The 23532-nt window shown below is 38.5% G+C and carries 20 protein-coding genes and 1 pseudogene; 6 read left to right on the top strand and 15 right to left on the bottom strand.

Going from position 1 to position 23532, the window contains the following annotated elements; genetic code table 11:
• Positions 1 to 2 precede the first annotated feature (2 nt).
• On the bottom strand, positions 3 to 1436 hold the full coding sequence (gene ccoN, locus ACRWQN_RS11100) for a cytochrome-c oxidase, cbb3-type subunit I (protein WP_226415778.1): 1434 nt from the start codon (positions 1434 to 1436) through the stop codon (positions 3 to 5).
• A gap of 257 nt (positions 1437 to 1693) precedes the next feature.
• On the opposite strand from ccoN, the gene ACRWQN_RS11095 reads away from it, so the two are divergent.
• Positions 1694 to 2155: a hypothetical protein gene (locus tag ACRWQN_RS11095; RefSeq protein WP_434937753.1), complete on the top strand. Its 462-nt coding sequence runs from the start codon at positions 1694 to 1696 to the stop codon at positions 2153 to 2155.
• On the opposite strand, the gene ACRWQN_RS11090 is transcribed toward ACRWQN_RS11095, so the two are convergent.
• Positions 2152 to 3723 carry a DUF3369 domain-containing protein gene (locus ACRWQN_RS11090; protein ID WP_434937751.1) on the bottom strand — a complete coding sequence of 524 codons (1572 nt, stop codon included), beginning with the start codon at positions 3721 to 3723 and terminating at the stop codon, positions 2152 to 2154. The genes ACRWQN_RS11095 and ACRWQN_RS11090 overlap by 4 nt on opposite strands.
• A gap of 187 nt (positions 3724 to 3910) precedes the next feature.
• On the opposite strand from ACRWQN_RS11090, the gene ACRWQN_RS11085 reads away from it, so the two are divergent.
• On the top strand, positions 3911 to 4129 hold the full coding sequence (locus ACRWQN_RS11085; protein WP_434937749.1) for a hypothetical protein: 219 nt from the start codon (positions 3911 to 3913) through the stop codon (positions 4127 to 4129).
• A gap of 788 nt (positions 4130 to 4917) precedes the next feature.
• On the opposite strand, the gene ACRWQN_RS11080 is transcribed toward ACRWQN_RS11085, so the two are convergent.
• The 3 genes from ACRWQN_RS11080 to ACRWQN_RS11070 all read right to left on the bottom strand — a co-directional run bounded on the left by ACRWQN_RS11080 (position 4918) and on the right by ACRWQN_RS11070 (position 7133).
• Positions 4918 to 5187 (bottom strand): hypothetical protein, encoded by a 270-nt coding sequence (locus ACRWQN_RS11080; RefSeq protein WP_434937747.1) that lies wholly within the window; start codon positions 5185 to 5187, stop codon positions 4918 to 4920.
• 267 nt (positions 5188 to 5454) lie between these two features.
• Positions 5455 to 6711, bottom strand: coding sequence for a Y-family DNA polymerase (locus ACRWQN_RS11075; RefSeq protein ID WP_434937745.1), 1257 nt, complete (start codon positions 6709 to 6711; stop codon positions 5455 to 5457).
• Between the two features lie 2 nt (positions 6712 to 6713).
• Positions 6714 to 7133: a LexA family protein gene (locus ACRWQN_RS11070; protein ID WP_226409880.1), complete on the bottom strand. Its 420-nt coding sequence runs from the start codon at positions 7131 to 7133 to the stop codon at positions 6714 to 6716.
• 240 nt (positions 7134 to 7373) lie between these two features.
• Here ACRWQN_RS11070 and ACRWQN_RS11065 point away from each other — a divergent pair, with 240 nt between their 5' ends.
• Complete coding sequence (locus ACRWQN_RS11065) at positions 7374 to 8126, top strand: phosphatase (protein ID WP_434940641.1); 753 nt, start codon at positions 7374 to 7376, stop codon at positions 8124 to 8126.
• A gap of 176 nt (positions 8127 to 8302) precedes the next feature.
• Here ACRWQN_RS11065 and ACRWQN_RS11060 read toward each other — a convergent pair whose 3' ends face one another.
• On the bottom strand, positions 8303 to 10042 hold the full coding sequence (locus tag ACRWQN_RS11060) for a DUF885 domain-containing protein (protein ID WP_434937743.1): 1740 nt from the start codon (positions 10040 to 10042) through the stop codon (positions 8303 to 8305).
• Positions 10043 to 10577: 535 nt separating this feature from the next.
• On the opposite strand from ACRWQN_RS11060, the gene ACRWQN_RS11055 reads away from it, so the two are divergent.
• Positions 10578 to 11018: a SirB2 family protein gene (locus ACRWQN_RS11055; protein ID WP_434937741.1), complete on the top strand. Its 441-nt coding sequence runs from the start codon at positions 10578 to 10580 to the stop codon at positions 11016 to 11018.
• Positions 11019 to 11157: 139 nt separating this feature from the next.
• Here ACRWQN_RS11055 and ACRWQN_RS11050 read toward each other — a convergent pair whose 3' ends face one another.
• The 4 genes and pseudogenes from ACRWQN_RS11050 to ACRWQN_RS11035 all read right to left on the bottom strand — a co-directional run.
• Complete coding sequence (locus tag ACRWQN_RS11050) at positions 11158 to 13557, bottom strand: EAL domain-containing protein (RefSeq protein WP_434937739.1); 2400 nt, start codon at positions 13555 to 13557, stop codon at positions 11158 to 11160.
• Between the two features lie 266 nt (positions 13558 to 13823).
• Positions 13824 to 15236: a LysM peptidoglycan-binding domain-containing protein gene (locus ACRWQN_RS11045; RefSeq protein WP_434937737.1), complete on the bottom strand. Its 1413-nt coding sequence runs from the start codon at positions 15234 to 15236 to the stop codon at positions 13824 to 13826.
• Positions 15237 to 15474: 238 nt separating this feature from the next.
• Positions 15475 to 16131, bottom strand: coding sequence for a glutathione S-transferase (locus tag ACRWQN_RS11040; RefSeq protein ID WP_434937735.1), 657 nt, complete (start codon positions 16129 to 16131; stop codon positions 15475 to 15477).
• A gap of 295 nt (positions 16132 to 16426) precedes the next feature.
• A pseudogene (locus tag ACRWQN_RS11035) lies at positions 16427 to 16625 on the bottom strand (IS3 family transposase); the annotation flags it as partial.
• A 402-nt stretch (positions 16626 to 17027) separates the two neighbouring features.
• Here ACRWQN_RS11035 and ACRWQN_RS11030 point away from each other — a divergent pair.
• Positions 17028 to 18047, top strand: a complete 1020-nt coding sequence (locus tag ACRWQN_RS11030) for a GGDEF domain-containing protein (RefSeq protein ID WP_434937733.1) — start codon at positions 17028 to 17030, stop codon at positions 18045 to 18047.
• 6 nt (positions 18048 to 18053) lie between these two features.
• Here the strand turns inward: ACRWQN_RS11030 and ACRWQN_RS11025 are convergent, their stop codons facing one another.
• Complete coding sequence (locus tag ACRWQN_RS11025) at positions 18054 to 19085, bottom strand: GGDEF domain-containing protein (protein WP_434929040.1); 1032 nt, start codon at positions 19083 to 19085, stop codon at positions 18054 to 18056.
• A 240-nt stretch (positions 19086 to 19325) separates the two neighbouring features.
• On the opposite strand from ACRWQN_RS11025, the gene eco reads away from it, so the two are divergent.
• Positions 19326 to 19874, top strand: coding sequence for a serine protease inhibitor ecotin (gene eco / locus ACRWQN_RS11020; RefSeq protein WP_434931892.1), 549 nt, complete (start codon positions 19326 to 19328; stop codon positions 19872 to 19874).
• 169 nt (positions 19875 to 20043) lie between these two features.
• Here the strand turns inward: eco and ACRWQN_RS11015 are convergent, their stop codons facing one another.
• The 4 genes from ACRWQN_RS11015 to ACRWQN_RS11000 all read right to left on the bottom strand — a co-directional run bounded on the left by ACRWQN_RS11015 (position 20044) and on the right by ACRWQN_RS11000 (position 23518).
• Positions 20044 to 20319 carry a hypothetical protein gene (locus ACRWQN_RS11015; RefSeq protein WP_434926136.1) on the bottom strand — a complete coding sequence of 92 codons (276 nt, stop codon included), beginning with the start codon at positions 20317 to 20319 and terminating at the stop codon, positions 20044 to 20046.
• Entirely contained in the window at positions 20316 to 22274 is a 1959-nt protein-coding gene (locus ACRWQN_RS11010) for a RecQ family ATP-dependent DNA helicase (protein WP_434937731.1), read from the bottom strand. The genes ACRWQN_RS11015 and ACRWQN_RS11010 overlap by 4 nt, the downstream gene beginning before the upstream one ends.
• Before the next feature lie 24 nt (positions 22275 to 22298).
• Entirely contained in the window at positions 22299 to 22667 is a 369-nt protein-coding gene (locus ACRWQN_RS11005; RefSeq protein ID WP_434937730.1) for a hypothetical protein, read from the bottom strand.
• An 89-nt stretch (positions 22668 to 22756) separates the two neighbouring features.
• Positions 22757 to 23518: a tRNA-uridine aminocarboxypropyltransferase gene (locus ACRWQN_RS11000; RefSeq protein WP_434937728.1), complete on the bottom strand. Its 762-nt coding sequence runs from the start codon at positions 23516 to 23518 to the stop codon at positions 22757 to 22759.
• Positions 23519 to 23532 lie beyond the last annotated feature (14 nt).

Here is a 23532-nt window from a genome sequence, read left to right as displayed (position 1 = left end):
CCTTATGCTTTTGCTTCAGAAAGTGCTGGCAATGAATCTTTAGGTGCTTTAACAGTACGTATTACGTTGTATGCCATAATGAACATACCTGTTAAGAAGAATACACCACCAATAAAGCGAACGAAGTAGAAAGGATAAGATGCTTCTAAGCTTTCAACAAAGCTATAAGTCAATGTACCGTCAGAGTTAACTGCACGCCACATAAGACCTTGCATCACACCAGAAATCCACATAGAAACGATATATAACACAGTACCAATTGTTGCTAGCCAGAAATGCACGTTGACTAAATTAGTGCTGTACATACGACCGTGGCTAAATAACACAGGTATTAAATGATATAAAGAACCGATAGAAACCATTGCTACCCAGCCCAATGCACCAGAGTGAACGTGACCTACAGTCCAGTCGGTATAATGAGATAGCGCATTAACGGTTTTAATTGCCATCATTGGACCTTCAAAGGTAGACATACCATAGAAAGACAATGACACAACAAGGAAACGAAGCACGGGATCAGTACGCAGTTTATGCCATGCGCCTGATAACGTCATAATACCGTTAATCATTCCGCCCCAAGAAGGTGCGAACAAAATTAACGACATCACCATACCTAAAGACTGAGTCCAGTCAGGTAAAGCGGTGTAATGTAAGTGGTGAGGACCGGCCCAAATATACAATGCTATCAAAGCCCAAAAATGAACGATTGATAAGCGATATGAATAAACAGGACGCCCAGCTTGCTTAGGTACGAAGTAATACATCATACCAAGGAAACCCGCTGTTAATAAGAAACCAACCGCATTATGGCCATACCACCATTGCACCATTGCATCTACTGCTCCTGAGTAAATTGAGTATGACTTAGTCAGACTCACAGGAACCGCCATTGAGTTAACAATGTGTAACACCGCAACCGTTATGATGAATGCGCCAAAGAACCAGTTCGCCACATAAATGTGCGAGGTCGTTCTTTTAACAATAGTGCCAAAAAAGACTATCGCATAAGATACCCAAACAATGGTAATCGCGATATCAATAGGCCACTCTAATTCAGCATACTCTTTACCCTGGGTGAAACCCATAGGTAATGTTATCGCAGCAGATAGAATAATTAATTGCCAACCCCAGAAAGTAAATGCGGCTAATTTAGGCGCAAATAAACGGGTTTGACAGGTACGTTGTACAACATAGTAGGATGTAGCGAAAAGAGCTGAAGTACCGAACGCGAAAATTACGGCATTGGTGTGTAGTGGTCGTAAACGACTATACGTTAACCAAGGCGTGTCGAAGTTCAGTTGCGGCCAGATTAACTGAGCAGCAATCAATACACCTACTGACATACCAACAATACCCCACAAAACTGTGGTTAAGGCAAATTGGCGGACAATAGTGTAATTGTAATCAGCGCCTGTAGACTGGGAATGGTTCATCATAATGCTTCCACGGCTTATTACTTATTGGCAAAGTTAGACTTTACCGGTTGATTAGACAATATCTGCTTAAATAAGACTTACTGTCTTGTTTATCAAGTACTGTCAAGGTGTTGACACGCGAAATAGCTATCAAACGCGTGGTGGTGCAATGATACTTGAGCTAGATCAAAAAAGAAACTTAACTCGAGTGTAGAATCTTGATCTAGATCAATGTCTGAAAGATAATGTTATCAATTTGAATAATTAGGTTAAATATTGTGCTAGAGAAGTCACTTTTAGGTATTTTTTTATTTTCACTATGTTTTTTAATAGCATGCGACTCCAATAAAGTTGAAGTTGAATCATCTTTTAAAGCCGATACCAGTTTGTGCGACTTTTATACGGGGTCTTGTAATCAGAAAGTTGATAATATTGAAGTTCAGCTAACATTTAAACAGCCAAATGCACCAAGTGAATCACCAATAGATCTTTCAATACAATTTTCAATCCCGGTCACAGATGTCAAAATGACAGTGGAAGGACGTGATATGTTTATGGGTATTATTCCGGTCTTTTTGCAAAAGACCAACTCTCAATCATTTGATGCTCAATTGATATACGGTTCTTGCAGCAGCAATTATATGATTTGGCGCGCAAACGTGTCATTTGAACATGAAGGTGTTTCTCGTTCTGTTTGGTTCGATTTTCTTGCTGATGCGCAACAAAAATCAGCTAATTAACAATCTAACCAATGTGTTTTTATACTTTCAAATATTGTTATGTTATCAATAAACAAGGTTAATAAGCCTGGATCAAAATGGCTGGCAGAATTCTTTCTCATTTCTGCTAATACCTCATCTAAAGGCCAGGCTTCCTTGTAGCACCGTTTATGCGCTAATGCATCAAACACGTCAGCAATAGCCACAATTCTAGCAAAAATATGAATATCCGTGCCTGAAATACCTTGGGGGTAACCTGAACCGTCATATTTTTCATGATGTTGTAAGGATATAATTGCCGCGGCTTTTAAAATAGGTCGCTCTGAATTAGCTAAAATTTGATAACCAATAGTAGGGTGTTGCTTCATAATATCCCATTCATCACCATCCAATTTACCGGGTTTAAGCAGCACGTAATCTGGGGTGGCAATTTTACCAACATCATGCATAGGGGAAGCGCGTTTAATTAAATCTGCGTCTCTTTGTGATAATCCAGCCAATAGTGCTAACTCGTAGCAATATTCAGCCATACGTTTAACATGATTTGCGGCCTCTTTAGAGCGGCTTTCAACCACATCACCAAGACGCAGGATTAACTCAGATTGTGTATCTTCTACCTCTTGATTCAATAGTAAGTTCTCAAATGCCACCCCCACATTGATAGCAAAAATATCGACAAGTTTCTTATCAAGGTCACTAATTTTATCTATGCCATCCATGTATAAAATATTAATCCACTGACTTGACTTGGTTGGAAAGTAGCCAATGAAGCAATTATTTTCATAAAGGCATTTTCTCTCATCTAATGCTTTATTGAGTAACGAGATAATATCTTCTGGTAATGCAGTTTCATCACAGCCTTGAAAGCGGCCCGTACCGGCAAGAATTTCAAAACTTTTACTGTCAACATGGCCACTAATTGCATCAATTGCGTTACATGTTAACAAAAGAGTCTCATTACTTAAATTAAGTAGTGATGCCACTTGATTCAATAATCCATCAGCAAAACGGTGTAAGGTACGTAGCTCAAATAAACCAGATGTTGCTTGTAAAACCCTTTCTAAACCTTGGCGATGTTGTGCCTGGGATATTCTGGCTTGCTCAATTTCCATAATATCGCGATAAGAGCGCAGGGCAGAGTACACGCTGGTCATTAACTTGCGGGCATCAAGTTCAGCTTTTGCTTTATAGTCATTGATATCGTAATTAACAATCACATCTTCTTCTGGAGCCTGGCCAGGTTGTCCGGTACGTAAAATAATCCTCATGGTTCGATTATTAAAATCTTCACGGATCCATTTAATTAACTCTAATCCTGCATGATCACTTTCCATCACAACATCGATAAATGCTATCGCAATATCATTTTCTTGTTGTAACAACTCCTTAGCTTGCAACCCACTGTAAGCATTTATAAATACCAGAGATCGCCCATCTAACTTAAACCGAGATAGTGCCAGTTTAGTCACTGAATGAATATCTGGTTCATCGTCAACAATTAGAATTTTCCAAGGTGGAAGCGATGGCGGTTGGTCTTTATTGGTTCTTTCTGAAAACAAAGGTTTTTTCTTCCCAATATCAAAAAGCATTTGCTCACCTCTCTTAGTGAAAATTGTGAAGATGAATCTATTTTTTAATTCAGATTAAGTGTAGACCAGATATGAATTAATAAAACAAAATGAATTTAAAAACAAAACTATTACAAAGTCACACAAATGCATTTGATAATCATTCTCAAAAACATATAATAGATTAATGACTCAGATGGGGATGAATATGAAAAACGTTAATATTGGTTTAAGTGAGCATAAAATTGCACAGTTGATTAACGAAGGTCACCTATGTGCCGCCGACATTCAATGCTTAGATAAAGCAAGCAAACAGATTATTTGGCAGTTGTGCCTGTGGTGTTGTCAGAACAGAATTCATTGTCAGAACATCAGTTGTCATTCATCGCAAGTGGAGTCTAATAACGAGGCCAAAGTCTTGGTGTAGTCTTAGTCACATTCATATCCTTTCTCCAGCGCTGTAATATGGCTGAGCGTACTTATGATACTGATAAAGCATTGAATCTTTTATACGGGCGCCACAACAAATCGTTTCACATTCTGGCGCAGTAGCGGTTCAACACTCGAGTAAAGTTAGTCACGGGCAAGTCCAAGATAAACCCCTGCGACAATATGATGATTGTCATAAGCCGTCATGCAATGACCAATACGATTCGTTATTCATTGCATGTGAGCACTGCAACGGCCATTTGAGTTTAATCACAGAAGAAGCGCCTTAGGCACAAATAGCCACTATCACCACACCCTCATATAACTGCGCACAATGTATATTATGTTAAATAGGATATTTGTGTATTACCATAACCTCCCTACATCTGTGGTTTCTCATACCAAATGAGTTTTGTTTCACTTCGTGACTCTTGGATGTTGGTTTTTGAATTTGACCATTATATTTACGGTGATGGCTTTGTTGCACCTTAACGATGCAACATCTTAATCTGCGCGCTTTATTAACCTATTTGAGCTGCTGATCTTTTAAAATCCATGAGTATGTTTTTGATTTGAGTTAGTCAAAAAAGAAAGCATTGCATAGTAACTAGACGATTATCATCATCACAAGTCAAATAATATTCAAAAGTAACGACTGTAGATATTATCATCAAAAAATTATCTTTACTGGTCAAGTCAAACTAGACACTTTGAGTTGAGAACTTTCAAACTCTACCGGTGGCAACATTTATCGGGACTAACAAAACTGGAATTTATGAGTTGTTATTAATCTTCCATCCAATCTATATTCGGTAGTGCATCCAAATGCTGGCTATAACGTATTTCGTTAAAAGAGGCACCATTTTTCATGACATCGAAAACTTCGATAGCCAACGCGCAAGCCATCAATTGAATAGCGTCTTCACGCGGTGTACCTGTCATGACTAAACGCATTAGGGTTTCTTTTACTTTTTTGGGTTCACTGTCGGCGATTTGATTTTCGACGACTTCAATGAGTGTTTCTTCAGTCATGTAACTGTCTTGCTGCTTATCCATTATAACGACTCTGTTTAAAATACTTAACGCCATTATGCCGCAAGTATGGTGTAAGCAATAGCGTAAACTCCGAATTATTCGAGCGTTGCCGTCAATAATGTAACGTCAAAGTTGAGTAAAATTTACCTGTGTTGATAACCTGATTGGATTTTGTGCACCGTAACGACATTTTTTGTGACGACAATATCATCGACTAACACTTTTATCTTCGTTTCGGAATGTTCAGCCTGTGCAAGTTACCTTACGATTTTTAGATTGGCTTGTTTTTTAGCACTTAATTGTTGGCAAGCTTTTCCAATTAGTTGTGTATTGCGGCGTCAGTAATTCTCGTCGCATGGCCCATTTATGTTCAATGCCTTGAGCGGCTACAAATAAGGTATCTGTGCCATAGCGTTGATTGATAGCATCAAGCGTTTTCATCAATGCTGGATTAGCTTTAGGTGGGTTAAATAAATCGAATTGGGTGTGTTTTTCACAGCTTAAATCAAGCAGACCTACGCCAATTTTGTAATAGTGAACACCGGTTCTAAATAGTTTTACTGCTGCGTTGCTCATGGCCTGAGTTAACTCTTTGGTACAATTTGTCGGGCATGCAAATGATACGAGTACTTTGAAGTTGACGGGATGGTCATCATAGGGTGAGTTACTGGCAAACAGCATCATTGTTTTGCAATGTGTTCCCTGCTTGCGTGCCTTTACCGCCGCAATACCAACATGTTTACTTAATGCTTGCAGCAATGAGTCATAATCAACAATACGCTCACCGACACTGCGGGTAGAAAAGATTTGTTGCTTATCTGCCCTCGCCTCATCCCATACTTTACATACCTGGCCGTTTAACTCGCGCACTGTACGTTCAATTTCAATGCTGAATTGTTTACGTGCTAATCCTGCGGGCATATTAGCCAGTTCAAGTGCACTATTGATATTCATTAAAGCTAATTTTTTACTAATACGCCGACCCACTCCCCAAACATCACCGGTACTCATTGATTGTAAAATGGCTATTCGCTCAGGCTCGTTATCAATGACACAAACACCTTTGTAGACTTGTATTTTCTTCGCGGCATGATTGGCCACTTTCGCTAAGGTTAAGGTGGGTCCCATGCCCACGCAAACCGGCAGACGCGCTTCTTTCCATACTGCACGACGAATTAATTGACCCTGGGTGCGTAAACATTGAATGGCGGGATAACACTGCTTAAATGAAAGAAAGCTTTCATCGATAGAATACACATGCTGTTCGGGGGCAAAACGGCCAATGATACTCATCATTTTCATCGATAAATCGGCATAAAGCTCGTAGTTACTTGAGCAGGCTATAACGCCTTTTTGTTGGCACAAGTGCTTAACCTGGAAGTAAGGCGAAAACTTTGGTACGCCAAGCTCTTTAGCCTGACGGTTAGCCGCAACTATGCAGCCGTCGTTATTACTCAACACTATAATGGGTTTACCGCGCCAGTCTGGACGAAAGACCTGCTCTGCACTGCAATAAAATGAATTAGCATCAACTAAAGCAAACATGGTTAACTCACCTGGGGCGAGCTAGCCAGTAAAGGGCTTTGGCGATGACAACGAATAGAGCGAATCACCACGCCTTCAATATTGAATGAGTCATAATAGTTTATCGCTTGCGGCTGATATAACTCATTAGATGACAATAATAACCTGCGGTTTTTATCCAGAATTTTACACACAAACTCACCATTAAAATTGGCAACAATCACATCACCATGACGGGCGGTTTCATGGCGATCAACAATCAATAGGTCGCCATAAAAAATACCGACGCCCTGCATTGAGTCACCACTCGCGACGCCAATAAAAGTGGCATTAGGATGTTCAATCAATAGTTCATCTAGGCTTAACGATAACTGTAAATACTCAGATGCAGGACTTTCAAAACCGGTAATCCCCGCACTGGCATGAATAGGAATAATGCGCATAATAAACACCACTGTATAAATATACAGTTATTGTATTATATTGAAGGATTATTGCCAGTTTTTAATTAAAATCAAAAAATCATCACCCAATTTTTTAGCTTTAGAGCAAGATCAATCAACAAGGTAATTTAAGCCGGGGCGATTTATGACAGATCTAAACCGCGCATATTTAATAGAGAATAGATGCTTTACAGCGTAAACTGTTTGTTTATGTTTTTGATAAAGAGAGCCAGATCCGTGATTAAATTCTCTGTTGATACCCACGCACACACCATAGCTTCAACCCACGCATACAGTACTGTTCATGACTATTTTTCGATAGCCAAAACCAAAGGCATTAAACTTTTTGCTATTACCGATCATGGGCCTGATATGGCAGATGCGCCCCACTTTTGGCATTTTGTGAATATGCGAGTATTGCCAAGAATTGTGGATGGTGTTGGTATGCTGCGCGGTATTGAAGCGAATATAAAAAATGATCTAGGTGAAATTGATTTTTACGGCAGCTATTTAACCGATCTCGATATTGTCTTGGCGGGTTTTCATGAGCCGGTATTCCCACCATCTAGCCAGGAAGCGCATACACAGGCACTTATCAATTGCATTAAAAGTGGCCACGTTGACATCATTACCCACCCCGGGAATCCGTCATATCCGATTGACATTAAACGGGTTGCGAAAGCCGCCGCTGAGCACAATGTCGCGCTTGAAATTAATAACTCGTCTTTCTTAACCTCTCGTAAAGGCAGTTTAGCTAACTGCACTGACATTGCGAGTGCAGTGAAACACGCTGGCGGATTATTAGTGATGGGTTCGGACTCTCACGTTGCATTTAGCTTGGGCGGCTTTGAAAAGTGCATTGAAGTTATTGATGCAGTGGATTTTCCAATCGAGCGATTATTAAATCGCAGCCCTGAAGCATTACTGTCATTTTTAACGGCTAGAGGCCACACCAATTTAGATGAATACGCGGTGTTAATCGATTCACCATAAAATGAGTCACTACATCAGCTTTAGTCTGCGTATGTGGTGAGTGTTATGGCGTTTATTGGGCGCGAGTAATGAATTGAATGTTAAATAAAAAATCCCATTAAAGTGCTCTTTAAATGGGATTTTTATCATCAATTTATCGCTGAGCTTATCGCTGACCGTATAGCTCGCGTAATAGATTAGTTTTGGGTTAAAAAACGTTGTTTAACCGCTTCAGCCATTAAGTGTGGTGGAATTAAGCCTTGTTCTAGCACGAAGTTATTAAAGGCCAAACGGTCAAATTTGTCACCCAAGGCCAATTCAACATCGGCTCTTATTTCAAGTAACCTTGATAAACCATAAAAGTAGCTGCCCGCCTGTCCAGGCATACGCATGGTATAACGGTCTACTTCTTGTTTTACTGCGGCTTTTGAGAACACCACATCATTGCTTAATAAATTGTAAGCTTGCTCTTTGGTGGCTAACCCTAAATTTAGCATCGGGTCTAACATGGCACGGGCGTTACGTAATAGACGATGTTGCAAGGCGATGAGTTGGCCTTCAATGGGCAAATAAGGCAGCATTTCAGCTTCAGCATAAAGTGCCCAACCTTCTACGTTGACGCTATTAAACGCATAATACACTCGAGCCAATGACACACCTTGCTCCAGCATGACGGCAAATTGCAGTTCATGCCCTGGTCGACCTTCGTGAGCACTTAATGTGTACGCAACCGCGTTAAAGTTAAAGTCATCATAAGCGGCATCACCACTTAATGCGGGGTTGCCGGTTGTCAGTACAAATTGACCTTGCTCGCCAGTGTTACCAATAAACGGGGGTGGCAACATATGTGGTGCTGGGCTGCCCGCGGCCTCTGCATCGCTGGCAAGACGCATAATCATATTACGTTTTGGTAAGTCGACAACCGCTTGCGCAGTAATAATGCCTTCAAGTTTAGTGTTAATTTCGCGATAGTGGTTTTCAATTTTATCGTTGGCTAATGAGTCTTTTTTAAGCGCTTTAATCACATCGCGATAATCACTCGATGGCATATCAAACTTTGCTGCCACTAACGGAGCCAAAGCTTGCATGTTCGCTTTGGTGATCATGTAACTTGCTTTAGCACGTTCAATGAGCAAGTTTGGGTCTATATCAATTCCTGCACTTTTAAGTTTTAACGCATAAATTTCAGAGGGCAATTTGTAGTCAGTACGCGCATGAGGAATAACCGTTTTTTCAGCCCATTGACGGTAATCTGTAATTTGTTTTTTTAACAGCGCTAAATTATCGTCGGCTTGACTGAAGTCATTTTTATCAAATAATTGCTGTAAACCTTGCAGTAAAGTGTCGGTTCTTGCTAATGCTTGTTCTACTTCTTCTTTAGTTGGGCCGAGTAATGCTTTATTGTTTAACGCGGTTTCAAACAAGGTTTTTGCTTGCTCAGTTAATGCGGGTTGACCGGTTTTACCGACATAACAAGCCAAACGCGTTATAGCAGCTTGTTTGCGGCTGTCAGCCATTTGCTGATCCAATAATGCCGATACCCCTCTAAAAATAATTAATGGGACATCAACCCAAGGTAACATGTACTTATCATCTAACTGGTCTGCCAAAATAGTCTGATCAATATCGTCGATAATAATATTAAGATCTTGGCGAACAGGTAAAAGAGTTTCTGTTTCCAGTGCTTTTAGTAAGGTTTTCTTACTGTTATTAAGCGTTTTAATGTACTTATCTTGTTGTGCTTTGGTAATACTGCTACACAGATTGTCGGCTTCTGAAATACCTATTGAGCTGACCATTTCGGGTTGAAACTGGCTGGTTATCTGGATCTGTTTATTGGTGTATTGATTACTCACATCAACCCAAGTACTCGCAGAAGCCGTCATTGGAATTAACATCAGCAATGGGATTATTGTAGTGAGTGTTTTGCCTGACATCGACTAAATCCTTTTTATTTGGCCTTTATTTCGGCTTATTATTTTAGGCGATTACTATAACTGAATTTCAGCACCAATAGATAAACACTCAGTTAGCTATTCTGTAACGAATCGTTATCAATACTGAATTGTAAGCCGAGTGGCACGTCATCTCAATTTGCTTGCTTTGTCGCGAGTATAATGTACTTTTCATCAAGACACTTAATCACCAAGGATAGATATAGGTACATAGATTTTTGCGTGATAGAACACTTTTAATGTGAAATATAAATGTACTATTAATATTGAATAAAGAACTGAATGTTAACATGCATATCGAACGTCATATTTTTGATCGTTAAGGTATCTTTGATTCGGCATTTTAAGCTGGATTGAACTTAACGTTGCTGTTTCGCGTAGTGATACATAAAGTAGTATAAGAATATAAAGGCTTTAAAAAATACCTTTAGTTTCAAATGCTTATGATTAACTATATTTTAATTAATAAATCAATAGTATTAGTTTTAATCAACATCACTTTTTAGGGAATAACACCATGTACATGATAGTTAAACACGCCCATCTGACAATAATTGCACTGACGTTTATATTTTTCATCATCAATTTTGTGTTAACGATGAGAGGTTCTGACAAGGTGAATAACAAACTGCTAAAGGTCGGCCCGCATGTTTTGTACACACTATTTATCTGTAGTTTTATCTACCTTGTCGTGGTTAACCCACTTAACTTATATCCATTCGTAAACGGCTGGGCCTCTTCTAAGCTAGGCGGCTTTGTGCTTTATGTATTATCTATTACGTTGGCACTTAAGTGGGCAAAGTCAACCTTGTGGCGTGTAGTCGGTTTGCTGAGTGCCATATTTTGGCTAGTGATGAGTGCACGATTAGGGTTTGCTGATCATCTTAAATCTAAAGCCGTTGCTGATGGCAATACCTACATTGAGTTAGTACAGTCGTTACTTATCGCTGTTAGCTAGGCTCAATGTCATAACAGTGGCTAATTCTGTTTGGCCACTGTTATGAATAACTCAAATTAGTACCTGCAATCATAGTGATAGCGATGCGATAGATTATCCACAATAGTTTACTTATCGTTACCCTATTCTTCTGCCATCATCAATACTTAGTGGCTTGAGTGAATAAAATATCAAATTGAGTTATGGGTACTGGTCGACTAAATAAGTAGCCTTGAAAATGAGTACAACCTTGGCTGACTAGATATTGCTGTTGTGGCAAAGTTTCAACACCTTCAGCAATCACATTTAATCCTAAGCTGTGCGCCATAGAAATAATGGTCTTAACAATTGTTTTATCGTTCTTATCGACACCTAAATCACGAACAAACGACTGATCTATTTTAAGTTGATGTAGTGGTAATGTTTTTAGGTATTGTAACGATGAATATCCGGTTCCAAAATCATCTAATGAAAACTGGATACCCATTGTAGCGAGTGTATTCATTTTATGAATGATGGTTTCAATATTATTCAATAGTATACTTTCTGTTAATTCAATTTTAAGTAGACTAGGATTAATACTATATTTATCAATATTATTCTTTATTATTTCAACAAAATCAGCTTGATGAAACTGTCTGGCACTGACATTAATAGATAATGATAGCCCCGCAGTGCTGTTATTTTCTTGCCAGGCTTTAAGTTGAATACAGGCCGATTCAAGTACCCACTGTCCTATATTGAGAATAATTCCAGTGTCTTCTGCTAGTGGAATAAAATCTAACGGTGAAACGATACCTCTCTTCGGATTAATCCAGCGGATAAGGGCCTCTACACCTATAGGGGTGTTAGAACTGTCTACTTGAACTTGATAGTATAATTGAAATTGATTGTGTTCTAGGGCAAATAGTAAGTCACGTTCAAGCTCAACTTTATTGATAAGAATACTCTCCATCTGGGGGTCAAAGAAACAAAAGGCATTGCGGCCTGATTTCTTAGCTTGGTACATGGAAATATCAGCTTGTTTAAGCAATTCGTCTGAAGTTGTTTTATGCCCTAGAAATAATGCAGCCCCTATACTAGTGCTAGTTGAATAACTATGCCCCGCTATATTGTATGACTGATTAATACTGTTCAAAATATTAGCCGCAATAGCTTTAACCTCTGTTGCGGCAATCACGGCGTTAATGTGTAAATTTTCTAACAGAATGACAAATTCATCACCACCAAAGCGAGAAATGGTATCACCTTTACGCATAATAGTGATTAAACGATTAGCGACCTGTTGCAATAACATATCGCCAATGTCATGACCTAGGGTGTCATTAAGTGTCTTGAAGTTGTCGAGGTCAAGGAATAATAATGCTCCGTAGTGGTTGCTACGTTGGCTCAATATTAATGCTTGTTTTAACCTGTCATCTAACAGTCGACGGTTTGGTAATTTTGTCAGCGGGTCAAAGTAGGCTAGTCTTTCTATTTGAATGGCGTCTTCTTTTTGCTTACTGATATCTTGAACCATCGCCATTACATAATCAACATTGCCATTTGTTTTACGAACACAGCGAACAACTAGCATGGTGGAAATGACTTTACCCGTTCGACTAATAAAACGTTTTTCTAAACTGTAACCATCAATTTCATTAGCAAGTAATTTGGTGAATTGTTCTACATCGGCGGCTAAATCATCTGGATGAGTTAAATCAACCCATGTTAACGCCTTGAGTTGTTCTTCGGTATATTCCAACATGGTACAAAGACAAGAATTTATACTGACCCAGCCTTTATCTGCTGAGGTCACTGTTAAGCCAACTAAATCTAATGAATAAAATGAGGCTAACTGCGCTTCTCTTAAGGCTAGGCTATCAAGCATTTTATCGAAATGCTTGGCCAGTGACGCTGCCTCATCATCGCCCTGCATATTTACGCGTAAATGAGTTGATCCTGTTTGTACTTTATCGGCGACTTTTTGGATTATATGCAAGCGACGAGTTAAATAACGGCTAGCTAAGGTCGTAATCAAAACACCAAACAAAATTGCAGCAAGTACATAAAAAAAGCTGTATATTTTGATTTGCATAATTTCTTCTAGATAAGTTTTTTTATTTAAATCAATAATCACCCAACCCACTTTGCGTTCTACTAATATAATAGCCTTAGCAAACTCTATGTTATTTTTTGAATACTTTACATGTTGAGTTTCAATATCATTCGGAAGCGTCTTGATGTGCGCCCCCACTTGGCTGGGGTCAGTATGCGCCAGAACTTGCCCCTGTAAACCAATGACAATGGCATGCTTTAAATCGGGATAGTGTGATAAGGCACTGACAATTTCCTGAAGACCATCAAAGTCTCGCGAGGAAATCAAAATGGCAGAAGATGACGATAAAGTATCAGCAAGGGCAATGGCTTGCTCTTTATACTGTTGAATTTTAATTGTCTGTTGATGCTGAGTCGTATTCCAAATAAATAACCCCATCATCAAGATCACGGTTATTGTCATACCCGCGACCATTTGGCGATGTAATGAGCCTACGAGTATTTGTTGCAGTTTTTTAATCATAAATGACTTCCACTGGTCGCATGTTTTCAGCAAAATTATATTTGTGCGTACAACATCATCAGTATCACTAGTCTAGTTAGATGGAACGGTTTCCATACCGATAATATTTAAATTTGTTTTTATCCGAAAATGTTATTTTCTAAAAGTGAATTTATTACTAATGTAAAATACTGTTTTTGCACATAATCAATACTTAACAAGCACGTTTCAGGATAATTATAGATTACTGTCAGCAATTAATTTACAACTTAGTACTTTAATGGGCCTTACTGGGTTCGTTGTTTATTGTGTGGCTGATGATAAAACATTAATGTCTTACCCACACTTAACCTGTCTTTATCGGTCATATTATTCCAGCGAGTGATCTGCTCTACACTGACTTTATATACCCTGGCGATGCTCCAAAGTGTATCGCCATACTGAACTGTGTGGTTACCGTTAACGGCGGTTTCACCTTTAGGCGTTCGAACTGTATTTGCCATTGTGGGTTTATTCGATGAAACTTGAGCAGATTTGGCGGCGGCCAGTTCTACATCTAATATCACTTGTGACGTTAAATGTGGCATAAAAAGTATTTGGCCTGCGATAATTCGATCACCACTAATGTCATTCATTTCTTGAATTTTAGACACGCTTATTTGATGACGTTTAGCAATAGCACTTATATTGTCACCTGCTTTTATCTGATATTTGAACCATTTAACTCTTTCACTAATGTCGGTGTCTTCAAGCGCTTTTTTAAACTGATTTACTTTACTGACTGGCACAACCAATTGATGTGGTCCGTCGGGCGATGTTGCCCAGCGATTAAACCCCGGGTTTAACTTTTGCAGTCGAGTAATGGGTATATTCGCCAGGTCGGCTGCTACAGCGATATCAATTTGACTACCGACATCAATCACTTCAACGAGCGGTTTGTTAGGAATTGATTGAAGGTTAATGCCATAACGTTCGGCATGTTTTATGACATCTGCAATTGCCAGTAATTGCGGTACGTATTGTCTGGTTTCTTTGGGTAAGGGTAAAGCCCAAAAGTCGGTGCTTAAGCCCCTAGCTTCATTGTATCGAATAGCCTCTCGCAACCGCCCTTCACCCGCATTGTATGCTGCTAATGCGTATAACCAGTTGTCAGTTTTTTTATACAAGTATTCCAACATATCTAATGCTGCAGTTGTGGCTGCAGGGACATCTCTTCTGCCGTCATACCACCAATTCATTTCTAATCCGAAATGACTGGCCATGGGAGAAGTAAATTGCCATAAGCCTGATGCATCGGCGCTGGAATAAGCAAGTGGATTAAAAGAGCTTTCAACCATAGGTAATAAAGCCAGCTCTATGGGTAAGTCTCTATCGTTAAATTCTTCAACAATTAAATATAAAAATGGTTTCGCACGTTGTGAAATACGTTCTAGATGCTGTGGATTATTGATATACCATTGTCGATATTGATTAACTAACTGTTCATCTGGAATAGGGATATCCATCGAAAAACGGATACGTTCCCACACATCACCACTATCTTGATACGGGCGGCGGACTAAAGACTTAGGCACTTTTGATGATGTTGTATTATCAAGATTACGAGAGATTTTTTCTGTTTCGACATCTTTAACCGTCACGGTTTGGCAACCACTTAACAGGATAAAACCTGTAGCAATAACAAAAATTGATGTTCTCAATTAAAGATGTTCCTTGGCAATGGCGTCGATATTTATGTGATTCGATCGCAAATTTTTTAAACAAAAAGTTAGACATTGTAATTTAGTTTTATTTTTCTAGCCATATGTTTAACTGCCTCATCTGTTGAAACGATATCAACAACAGATGAATACTGAAATAATCCCTCTTACAAAGAGGTGTTGATAATAGAAAACAATATTGCGTTAATTAAGTATTACTCTTCTATCGCAGATGAGCCTATACACGGTTGCCAAAAACAACGTCTTCTTTTAAGTCTAACCACATTGGCTGCTGGGCCATTACCTTGGTAAACATTCTGCTTTGTAAATAACCGTTAAGCCACTGACGCAGCTTTGGATAAGGAGATTGCAAATACCATTGCCGCTCTACCCTGGCAAACTGGCGTAAAAACGGCATTAAAGCTAAATCTGCCAGGCTTGGTTTATCTGACATTAAATATTGATGCTGGCAGAGTCGCTTTTCAAGGTCTGCTAGATAAGGTTCACACTTTTGCCTGTCATCAAGAAGTGAAGTCTCATGGTAACGTTTAGAACAGCGATATTGCTCTAAATGTCCTTTAAACTCACTATCAAACCTTTCAATCATAACTCGCATTTCAGCTAAGGCATTGGGTGCTGATTTGTGGAGATAGTCATTGGGATCGGTTTGTGAAAAAGCCCACTGCATAATCGATAAACTTTCATCAATGATCGCATTATCAAGTGTGACTAATACAGGGACAGTCCCTTTAGGCGATACAGCAAGCATTTCCGCGGGTTTATTACTCAATACTAAATCGCGTAAATACACCTGCTGACCAGAGGCATATATAGCTAATCTAGCGCGTATCGCATAGGGGCAATTTCTTAAAGAATAAAGAACAGGTAATGGCATGAAATTATTTCATCAGTAATCCGTTTAAAGAAAATATATTATATCACATTGCTAACTTAACTCTGATGCCATTAATATTCGCTATATTAAAAATGCACTAATACCGAACGTCTCTCTGAGAGTGTTATAAACCGCTATATATCTGCCAATAAACAAGCAATGATTGAAAATAATCAATAGCAGATTAGACTTGTGGGTGGGATAATCACCAAACTAGACCTCCGTGGATAATCCCTTACCGTTCTAAACAGTGATGCTTAGTATAAATTATCATTAGTCCCGCTAGGATGACTTAATTCGCTTTTTCAGCGGTATAACATGTTGGCTTTTTATGACAAATTACTCGGCTTCGCTTTACTTTGGTAATGCTGAATACAATACACGGTAGAAACTTGAATCATAAGCAATATACTCACCTTTTTCGGCGAGCCGGGGACAATTTGCCTTGACGGTAATGAGGTAAAAGCTTCGCTGTTACACGCATCAATTACAGATTCTTTATCCGATGAAATTACTTTGAACACGTTTAAACCTGAGGTATTAAATTGCTTTTACCAAAAATGCAGGGTTGAGAGCATGATGCCTTTAATAATTCACTTACTTTAACTTACCACCCCCTGTTTATTTGTAAATTAATTGAGGCGACAAATATCCTGATACAAGGAGATATATGTAAAAGGCCGAGATTGTTATCTGAATTATTAGAGGGCTAACCAAGCAAAAGACAAAGTGATACTGTATTTTTATTGTAAAAAGCTAGGGATCTATTAACAGTGTTGTAACTAGATACCTTGCGTATATCAATTGCGGTGTTATTATTTGATTTATTATTACCTTTGATCATAAAAAGGATTACATTCATAGATAATTCAGATACTAAGCTCGAAAGCTTTGGCGTGTTGCAACAAACTCGTGTAATTGCTTTATTCTCCCTCGTTGGCATGTCAATCACCTTCGCCATGGCGCTTTTTGCTATTTACGATAATAATTTTATATTATTTCTAGCCTTAGGCCTATCTAGTGTCATTTATGCTGCTGCCTACTATCTTGTTAAACAAAAAAAACATGTTAAGTTAAGTTCGTACATTGTTATTTATTCACTTTATGTATTGATGTTTTACTTAATTTACTCGGGTGGAGTTGCCTTAACGGGACCGCTGTGGATTTTTATTGTTCCTCCCGTATCTTTGTATATTCATGGTTTCAAGCGTGGCTTAATCAATATTGTTATTTTTATCGTAATAAGTTGTCTGATTATGTTTTGGCCACAACACATTTATCCCCACGCTGTTTACCCTACCGAGTTTAAACTTAGGCTACTGTATTCATTTTTAACCATCAGTTTTTTATCTGCCCTGTATGAATTTTCTAGAAATGAATTGTATAACAATGCGTTAGTTCTTAACGCTAAGTTACATCATCTTGCTCATTTTGATGAGCTGACTGGGTTACATAATCGCAGAAATGCGCAAGGCATATTAAATCAATATGTCAGTACTGCAGACGTTTCAGCGCCTTTTTCGGTATTATTATGCGACATCGATTATTTTAAGCAGGTTAATGATAAGTATGGTCACAATGCGGGGGATAAGCTGTTAGTTGATATTGGAAAGGTATTTAATCATAACTTAAGAGATTTAGATTATGTCGCACGATGGGGCGGAGAAGAGTTTCTTTTTATATTAACCGATACGGATAAAGTGAAAGCTTTTGATGTTGCAGAAAGGGTTCGTTGTGCAGTATCACAACATCTTTTTAGTCTGGAAGAGGAAGATATCAGCGTAACAATTAGTATTGGTATAGAAGAATACCACTCTCAGTTAACCATAGATCAGTTAATTAATTACGCCGACAAGCATCTCTATGAAGCAAAAAGATTAGGCCGTAATCGCTCAATTCCAGTACCAAAATATTAAACAAGCTTAATCCTGTATATAGTATTTAACGCAGTTTCTACCGTCAGATTTCGCTAGGTAAAGCTGTTTATCGGCACGTGCAAGTAAGGTATCGACATCATCACCCGTTTTAAAGTTTGAAATCCCTATAGATACCGTAACATGACCAAGATTTTGTTTAGTCTCTTTACCAATTGTTAGCTGTTTAGCAGATATGCGAGTTCTTAATTTCTCGGCGACAATCACGGCATCACTTATTTTGGTGTCTGGCAACATGATAATGAATTCTTCACCGCCATAACGAGCAACGAAATCTTCACCTTTAACGGCATTTTTCAAGGCTAAAGCGACATAAGCTAGCACCTTGTCACCTATCAGATGGCCATATGTATCATTAAAGGCTTTAAAATTATCGATATCAATCAGTAATAAGCAGCAGCCTGTTTGTGTTTCTTGAAAAGAGGTGAGTTGCTCTAATGCAAAAACTTCATATGCGCGACGATTATTTAATGAGGTTAATTCATCTGTCATTGCCACCTTACTTAAATTTTCCATTTCACCTTTTAAGTTAAGCAGTTCATCACCAAGTGTGACAAGATCAGATTTCATTCTATTATTATCAGCAACAACCTGCTCTACTTCTGCCGCTATATTTAGTACTAAATCGGCCAACATTTCTGACGATGGGTTTTGTTGTAGTTGCTCACTAAACCCGGATAAATTCTCACCAAATGAGGCTGTACCTTCGGTCATTTGATCAATTTTATTAAATAAGCTTTTTATTAGAATATGCGTTTCAATCTGAACATTTTCGATGATTTCTGGGCTACGCTCTTCAATAAAGCGATTATATAGACCTGAAGTGACGCTGGGAGTAAACACGACTCCATTGGCAATTAAACCATCAATAGCTCTTTTCAAATTAAGATTCGATTCGGCAAAATACTCATACCAAATTGCATAATTTTCTGGGGTCACGGGAATATTAAGCGCTGTCATTTTAGGTACGGCGAGTCTAAGAATATCTGCTGTTTGCTCTATATTTTGGTTATGCTGCATCATCTACGACTATCCTAATGACATTGTGACTGGTGTTAATGACTATAATAATGTTATGTCACACTTGTTACAGAAAAACAATTGTTTACGTGTAAATAGGTGTTAATTTGTTACTGGCCGCATCAGCCATTTCTATTATAATGTTAAAGATTAAATTTAATTTTATTTTTAACCCTTTTGTTATCTCTGTGCGTTTACAATTATATATTAGGTAATTATTTGGACGTCAAAGAGGTTTTTATGAATTATGTATTACCATTATCAGTTGTACTTTTATCAACTGGTCTATCATTTTCAGCTAATGTGATGGCGACAAGTCCCGTTTATCAAGAGCAACTAAATACTCTGTCTGCTAAAACAGATGTGTATACCGCAAGTGATTATGTATCTTCAGAGCAAATTAAGATGTTTCCTAAGCCTGATGACAATATGAAACAGCATGTTATAACACTGCCTACATTATCAAATGAAGACCAGTATATGCTTGAAATCCAGATTGGTCAGAATAAGTTAGTCGATTGTAATCGGCATAAACTTATGGGTGAAATTGTACAAAAAACGGTTGAAGGCTGGGGGTATAATTACTTTCAGGTAGATAAAATAATGACTGGCCCAAGTACCATGATGATGTGCACTGAGCCTAAGACGACTCAGTTTGTGATACTAGGGGAAAGTATAAATGAGAATTATGATAGCCGTTTACCAAAAATATACTACTTGCCACATGATGCACAGCTAAGATATCGCATTTGGCGCGCTGAAACACCTTTTAGCTTTAGTGGTAACTAACTCTGTAATATATTGTTTTTGAATAATAATCAAGCTCGGTTGTTGTAATGTTTGGCGATACTAATTTGTATTAACGTGTACTTATTGCTATGTACTCATTTACAGGTATTCGCTCACATTGGATATAATAGCCGAGCATTCAATATTCTATTTTGATGCTTTAAAATGATTAATATCGTCTTACTCGAACAACTTGCATTGTTTCAACTTTGAAACCCGCTACAGTCTGCTCTCGTGGGTAATAAGTTAAATTCACTTTTTGACCCACCAAGCTTTTAAACTTTTTATTACGACGATATTTGAAAGGAACATCAAAACCTTTAATCATTAAGGTTTGTAATACCCATTCACCCTGCTCTCGCTGAGTATGCGACTCAACTGTCACGCCGTCACTGTGGATTAGGTTTGAATGTTTTTTGAGTAACTCATCACTGTCTGTAGTCATTTATCCTCCAAAGTGTTTAAAACATTTACGATCTCTTGATAGCGCCATTCGCTTAATGCACCATATCCAGCCAGATTTTTAACCTTTAATCTGGCCAGAATGGGCACACTCATACCCGCAAGAAACTTTGTTAACGTAGAATGAGTGATAGTAATATTTTTAACTTTAACCTGTTGTTCTAATTCAGTTATAAACTGATTAAGTTGGTTTTTATCAATTTTTTGGCTTGTATGGGTAACAGGCAACTTTGCGACTTTACCGTCACACACACTGCAATGATGGCATTCAATTGGCGCGTTCATATCATCAAAGTAACACGCTAAGTTTCGCGACAAACACTTACCTAGCTCGAAAAAACGGACTAACTGGGCAATACGCAGTATCTCTTTAGTCTCTTTATCTTTAAAGTATGTATGCATTTGCGAAGCAATAGAAACCTCAACAATAGCGGTCATATTAACATAAAATACTTGAGTCATTTTCTTTGTTTCTAAAATAATTAATTCTTGCTCGGCTAAGTACTCAAGTGCGGCAACGACTCTTGCTCTAGGCTCCTTTGTGGCTTGATGTAATCCATCAAAATCAAGTTGGCCCCAGATTTTTTTGAACTGAGTATGGTCAAATATCTTTTGTATAAATGCGGCTCTAGATGGGTCAAAACGAGCCAACAAATCCAGCTTGTCAATTAACAATTGGTATTTAAAATCTGCAAAATAAGCAAATGTAGGTTGGATAACGCCCTGCAGTTCAAGTTGAACCAACAGCGTTTTCAAAGGCAATGTTTTGATATTACAGGCTTTGGATAGTGCCAGCTCTTGCATTTCCCATTTGCCGGTTTCATCGGTTTCTGTTTGAATAATGTTGAGTAATTTTTCGATATCTTGCAAATCTGGCGTATCAGCGTAAACAAAATTCTCAATGGTATTTAAGCCATCTAAATTGGCTAAGGTGATACATGTTGATGCTTGGCCATCTCTACCTGCTCGTCCTATTTCTTGACTGTAATTTTCGATTGATTTAGGTAAATCGTAATGAATGACAAAACGAATATCAGACTTATCTATGCCCATACCAAATGCAATAGTGGCTACAATGACTTGAATTTGGTTGCTCATAAACTGTTGCTGGATTGATTGCCTAGCCTGGGTATCCATACCAGCATGATACGCCTGCGCATTGATACCATTGCTTACTAGCGTGCTAGCAACTTGTTCTGCGGTTTGTTGCAATGTCACATATACAATACCACTGCCAAATAAGGCTTGGATTTGGCGAGTTAATTGCTGTGTCTTATCCAACTTAGCAACAGGAACGACCTGTAAGTTAAGATTGTCTCGATAAAACCCAGTTTGAATGACATGTTGAGCTTTAATACCAAATCGGGCACACATGTCCTGCTTAACTTTCTTGGTTGCTGTCGCGGTTAATAACAGCACTTGTGGAATAGAAAACGTTTGGCAAATTTGCGGTATTTTAAGATAGTCTGGCCTAAAATTGTGCCCCCATTCTGAAATACAGTGAGCTTCATCTACCACAAGCTGAGAAATAGTCACTTGGGAGAGGAACTGCCTGAATCTTTCATTTTTAAACCGTTCAACCGACACCATCAGTATTTTACATTCACCCTGCTTTACCGAGTGCATGACAGATTGAATTTCTTGTTGATTAAGGCTTGAATCAATACTTGCTGCGTTTATGCCTGTTGATTTAAGAAAAATCAATTGGTCTTGTATTAACGCAAGTAAAGGGGAAATGACCAAAGTAAGATGGGGGAGATTAATTGCACTGAGTTGATAACAAAGTGACTTACCTGATCCCGTAGGAAATATTGCTAGCGTAGACTGTCCTTGTATAACCTGCTGTATAGCCTCTAACTGACCGTCTCTGAAAGTATCAAAACCAAATTGTTGTTTTAATTGCTGATACAAATATGCTGCACTGTGGCGATCGGTCATCAATCTATTCCTAACGTTATCATGCTATTTTTGTGCGGGAAGTTTCCTCGCAATATATTTATTGATTAGTTCAGTTAACTTGTCTTCAAAAAACTCTTCAAGTTGGGCTAAATCAGCGTCACAGGCTAAAACATATTTAGCCGCTTTATCTTTTGTTAATATTTTACCTGCAAGGCTGTATTGTAACTCATCTAAACTTTTATCAAATCTGGGAGTAAGTTGCCATTGGCAAATATCAGCATTGAGTGACTGCAATGCACGTTCTGCGATGGAGCAAAATATTTCAATATGATCAATTCCATCTGGCCCTAAGCAGCCAGGCTCTAGGCGATACAGTATCACCAATTTGCTATTAACCATGCTTTGACTATGTTGAGTAACGCCATCACCCATGAGGAAATATCCTTAATATACCTGCATCAATTCAGTACTATAATCTTACTTGTTATTAATTTAGATCGCGAATAAATTAACATTGGTGACTATTTCGCTGCATGTACAGCATCAAGATACTGCTGTTGATAATCACTAATTGGCGTTAATGTATCTTTTGCGCGTCGATTTCTACCCAGTAATGATGACTCAACAAACAAATCGAACCATTTCTGAAGTACGGCACCATTTAAAGGCTCTCCAGCAGCTTCAAGCGCTAATGCTGCAACTTCCGCCGTGCCTAATTGAAAGTCATGGCTCCCTTTTCGAAGTGCATAGGTTGCCAAGATCTCAGGAGAAAAAGACAGTACCGGCATACTGTGAAGATAAGTACTTTTACGATACATTTTTATGGCTTCACGCCAACTGCCATCAAGCATCACTAATAAGGGACGCTTGCCCGCTAATTGCTGCGTGTCAACATGATTGATAACAGGCTGATGACTTTCAATGTACTGCTGAGGAAAAATTAAATAAGGCTGATAGATGGGGTTATCTAAGAGTGCCAACATTGCTTGAGGCGGACTGGTTCTGTCCCATAAAAAAGCATGAGTGTCTGGAATCAGATCGGCAATTAATCGACCAGAGTTAGTCGGCTTTAACACTTCATCATTATACATTACCAACAAAAAACTCACTGTCGATGTCAGTAACTGACGTAACGCACAGGTACAAAATTGTTCACCTAATAGGCACAGGTCACAACGAACGAGCTTCTTTCCTCTGGCACTAAATGGCTTAGTTGAGAGTGACTTTCTATATAAATAGAGTTGATGAACAGCGTGCTGTGGCGCATTTGACTTGTCAGTCATAACTTTCACTTATG

It is taken from the genome of Shewanella sp. HL-SH8, assembly GCF_051165765.1.
Lineage (GTDB): Bacteria > Pseudomonadota > Gammaproteobacteria > Enterobacterales > Shewanellaceae > Shewanella > Shewanella glacialimarina.
Note: the sequence above shows the minus strand (reverse complement) of the source record. Positions and strands in the feature narration are given on the sequence as shown.

Bases quoted from the DNA above. Each gene is read 5' to 3' on its own strand.
- ACRWQN_RS11005 (WP_434937730.1), bottom strand. From the start codon at position 22,667: ATGGGTGATGGCGTTACTCAACATAGTCAAAGCATGGTTAATAGCAAA.
- ACRWQN_RS11090 (WP_434937751.1), bottom strand. From the start codon at position 3,723: ATGCTTTTTGATATTGGGAAGAAAAAACCTTTGTTTTCAGAAAGAACC.
- ACRWQN_RS11000 (WP_434937728.1), bottom strand. From the start codon at position 23,518: ATGACTGACAAGTCAAATGCGCCACAGCACGCTGTTCATCAACTCTAT.
- ACRWQN_RS11070 (WP_226409880.1), bottom strand. From the start codon at position 7,133: ATGCGCATTATTCCTATTCATGCCAGTGCGGGGATTACCGGTTTTGAA.
- ACRWQN_RS11050 (WP_434937739.1), bottom strand. From the start codon at position 13,557: ATGATTAAAAAACTGCAACAAATACTCGTAGGCTCATTACATCGCCAA.
- ACRWQN_RS11025 (WP_434929040.1), bottom strand. From the start codon at position 19,085: ATGCAGCATAACCAAAATATAGAGCAAACAGCAGATATTCTTAGACTC.
- ACRWQN_RS11060 (WP_434937743.1), bottom strand. From the start codon at position 10,042: ATGTCAGGCAAAACACTCACTACAATAATCCCATTGCTGATGTTAATT.
- ACRWQN_RS11040 (WP_434937735.1), bottom strand. From the start codon at position 16,131: ATGCCATTACCTGTTCTTTATTCTTTAAGAAATTGCCCCTATGCGATA.
- ccoN (WP_226415778.1), bottom strand. From the start codon at position 1,436: ATGATGAACCATTCCCAGTCTACAGGCGCTGATTACAATTACACTATT.
- eco (WP_434931892.1), top strand. From the start codon at position 19,326: ATGAATTATGTATTACCATTATCAGTTGTACTTTTATCAACTGGTCTA.
- ACRWQN_RS11075 (WP_434937745.1), bottom strand. From the start codon at position 6,711: ATGTTTGCTTTAGTTGATGCTAATTCATTTTATTGCAGTGCAGAGCAG.
- ACRWQN_RS11080 (WP_434937747.1), bottom strand. From the start codon at position 5,187: ATGGATAAGCAGCAAGACAGTTACATGACTGAAGAAACACTCATTGAA.
- ACRWQN_RS11055 (WP_434937741.1), top strand. From the start codon at position 10,578: ATGTACATGATAGTTAAACACGCCCATCTGACAATAATTGCACTGACG.
- ACRWQN_RS11015 (WP_434926136.1), bottom strand. From the start codon at position 20,319: ATGACTACAGACAGTGATGAGTTACTCAAAAAACATTCAAACCTAATC.
- ACRWQN_RS11010 (WP_434937731.1), bottom strand. From the start codon at position 22,274: ATGACCGATCGCCACAGTGCAGCATATTTGTATCAGCAATTAAAACAA.
- ACRWQN_RS11085 (WP_434937749.1), top strand. From the start codon at position 3,911: ATGAAAAACGTTAATATTGGTTTAAGTGAGCATAAAATTGCACAGTTG.